Genomic DNA, 2,248 nt, shown 5'->3' with positions numbered 1-2,248 from the left:
ACCATAGGGTTCATCCTCCGAGAGTTTTACTCTCCGGTAAAACCGGGGCAGTTCAGTGTTTTAAAGCGACCGTGAACGCAAAAAAACTCCATTATATGATCAATGTATAATTAGTTAACCTATCAATATTAACTAATTATAAATGATATTAGTGTTGAATAAATCAAAATCTCCATAGGGAGGTTTGTGATGATAAAAGTATTTAGTTACAATCAAAGACATTTTCACGCCAAAACATATGAAAAAATGCTTCGAGCGCGTGCTGTTGTTTTTTCAGGACGCTTGAATTGGGATGTTAATGTTGTAGATGGAAAAGAAGAAGACGAATATGACCGGGAGTATAACCCACTCTATTTTGTAGCAGAGCGGCCAGATGGTTCACACGCAACATCCATGCGTATTATCCCCACCACAGGACCGACAATGTTGCGTGACAAATTTCATTCATTTTTTCCAGATTGCCCGGATATCTATAGTCCAACAATATGGGAAAGCACCCGTTACTGCGCGACATTACGACCTGGTGAGATACATTATACAGGTGAGTTAGCACGCACTCTGTGTCAAACGTGCCTCGAAAACGGAATTACTCATCTTACAGGTATCTTTTTTCGGCCAATGTTACGGATTTATGAGCGTGCGGGCTGGCCACCTGAACCTATTATGAGTGCTCAACTTGAAGGGAAGATGATTACGCTTGCCACGTTTGATGTGTCGCAGGCGCGTCTTGACGAAATTAATAAAAAATTTGCATTGGCCGCTTAAAATCCTATATGCCAGCCAAGAACATCTTGGCTGGCCTTAATCGTAATGGTTCCTGACACACACAATGCGCTTCTTCCCCTAGGGGATACCCTTCTCGAACGCATTCAGTCATGCGAAAGCATCTCGACAATGCAGGAGTTGGCATTCGAGATCAGGGATAATAGTGGCGCGGCCCATCTTACCTACCACTTTCTATCCAACCCTTGGGTTAGAGAGGGAGGAGAATTGGGGGTCACTACATACCCGCTGTCATGGCAAATCTTGTATACTGAAAAAAATCTTGTTCATTCAGATCCGGTAGTCCGTACTGCACTAACCAGCGCACTTCCTTTTTTGTGGTCAGAAATAAAGATACTTTCTCAGAAAGAGAAACGGGTCATGCAGCTTTTTTCTGAACAGAATATGGGCAAGGATGGAATGTCCATTCCGTTAAGAGGGTTACGTGGTGAAGTGGGTCTTCTGACTATAACCAGTCGCAATATCCATGATTTCGGGCAAGATCGGCGAAGGGTTTATGCGGCAACATTCTCTCAGATTGGTGCATACATGCATGAATGGTTTGCTAATTATGGAGGGCGTCGAGAGGCTCTGGCGCCTCCTCGGTTATCCATTCGCGAACGAGAATGTCTTGCTTACCATGGCGAGGGTTTGATGACGCAAGAAGTGTCTTACAGACTGAATATCTCTGAAGCGACTGTAAGACTTTATCTTGCGACGGCTCGGCATAAACTTTGTGCACAAACGACCTGCGGGGCTGTGGCAAAAGCAATTAAATTCGGGTTGATATAAGTTTAGCCCGTTTATAAATTTCATCAAACGCAGAAGATATTCCAGAAAAAACATTGATAGATTTAATACAGTCATAAATAAACAGCTGGTTTATAACGTTTTTGCTTTCGCGCCCACCGAGACGCAGAACGCCAGATACGTCATATTCCGAACTGACAGACAGCATGCACACCCAACTTGCAATACAGTTGGATGCTAGATATTTCCCCACTTGAAAACCAAGTGACGTGTTTTCTATATTATCATTATACGGGATAGGCTCGAGGTCGAAATTTGTTATTTTACTACGTCCCTCGTGCAATGCACTGGCATAAAGCAATTGTCCTGTACTAATTGTTCCAATCCCGAGGTCCGGACTTAATTGGATAATGTTGGCTGCCGCTGCTCCAGCATCCGGTGGTGAAATTTTATTCACTTCGTGCAAAACAAAAGCTGCCAGCTTAAGTGCAAACTCAGTTCTACGATTACTATCGTGGTATACCATATCTATAAAATGGCGACGGCCGATCATATCGGTATTTTTGAGTACAGACGCCAATACATCAATAGACTCAACAATAAAAGGATGAATTATTTCTGTATAAATATCTTTTTCGACATCAATATAGGAATGTAGCAATGCGCTCATCGATATTCTCTCTACAGAAATATCAAATAAACTTATAATTTTTATACTCTTATATCTTCCCCTCTA

3 protein-coding genes are annotated in these 2,248 nt (G+C 42.3%); 2 read left to right on the top strand and 1 reads right to left on the bottom strand.

Features of this window, described 5'->3' with window-relative positions; all coding sequences use genetic code 11:
- Positions 1-189: 189 nt before the first annotated feature.
- Positions 190-765, top strand: a complete 576-nt coding sequence (locus HK20_RS12515; RefSeq protein ID WP_086647370.1) for an acyl-homoserine-lactone synthase — start codon at positions 190-192, stop codon at positions 763-765.
- 138 nt (positions 766-903) lie between these two features.
- On the top strand, positions 904-1,554 hold the full coding sequence (locus HK20_RS12510) for a LuxR family transcriptional regulator (RefSeq protein WP_158093072.1): 651 nt from the start codon (positions 904-906) through the stop codon (positions 1,552-1,554).
- Here the strand turns inward: HK20_RS12510 and HK20_RS12905 are convergent.
- Positions 1,535-2,182: a hypothetical protein gene (locus HK20_RS12905; protein ID WP_143296523.1), complete on the bottom strand. Its 648-nt coding sequence runs from the start codon at positions 2,180-2,182 to the stop codon at positions 1,535-1,537. The two genes, HK20_RS12510 and HK20_RS12905, sit on opposite strands and share 20 nt — an antisense overlap.
- Positions 2,183-2,248: the final 66 nt, after the last annotated feature.

It is taken from the genome of Acetobacter sp. DsW_54 (assembly GCF_002153575.1).
Classification (GTDB): domain Bacteria; phylum Pseudomonadota; class Alphaproteobacteria; order Acetobacterales; family Acetobacteraceae; genus Acetobacter; species Acetobacter fabarum.
The sequence above is the reverse complement of the archived record's forward strand: the minus strand, read 5'-3'. Positions and strand labels throughout refer to the sequence as shown.

Excerpts from the sequence above, each read along its gene's own strand:
- HK20_RS12515 (WP_086647370.1), top strand. The coding sequence starts at position 190 with ATGATAAAAGTATTTAGTTACAATCAAAGACATTTTCACGCCAAAACA.
- HK20_RS12905 (WP_143296523.1), bottom strand. The coding sequence starts at position 2,182 with ATGAGCGCATTGCTACATTCCTATATTGATGTCGAAAAAGATATTTAT.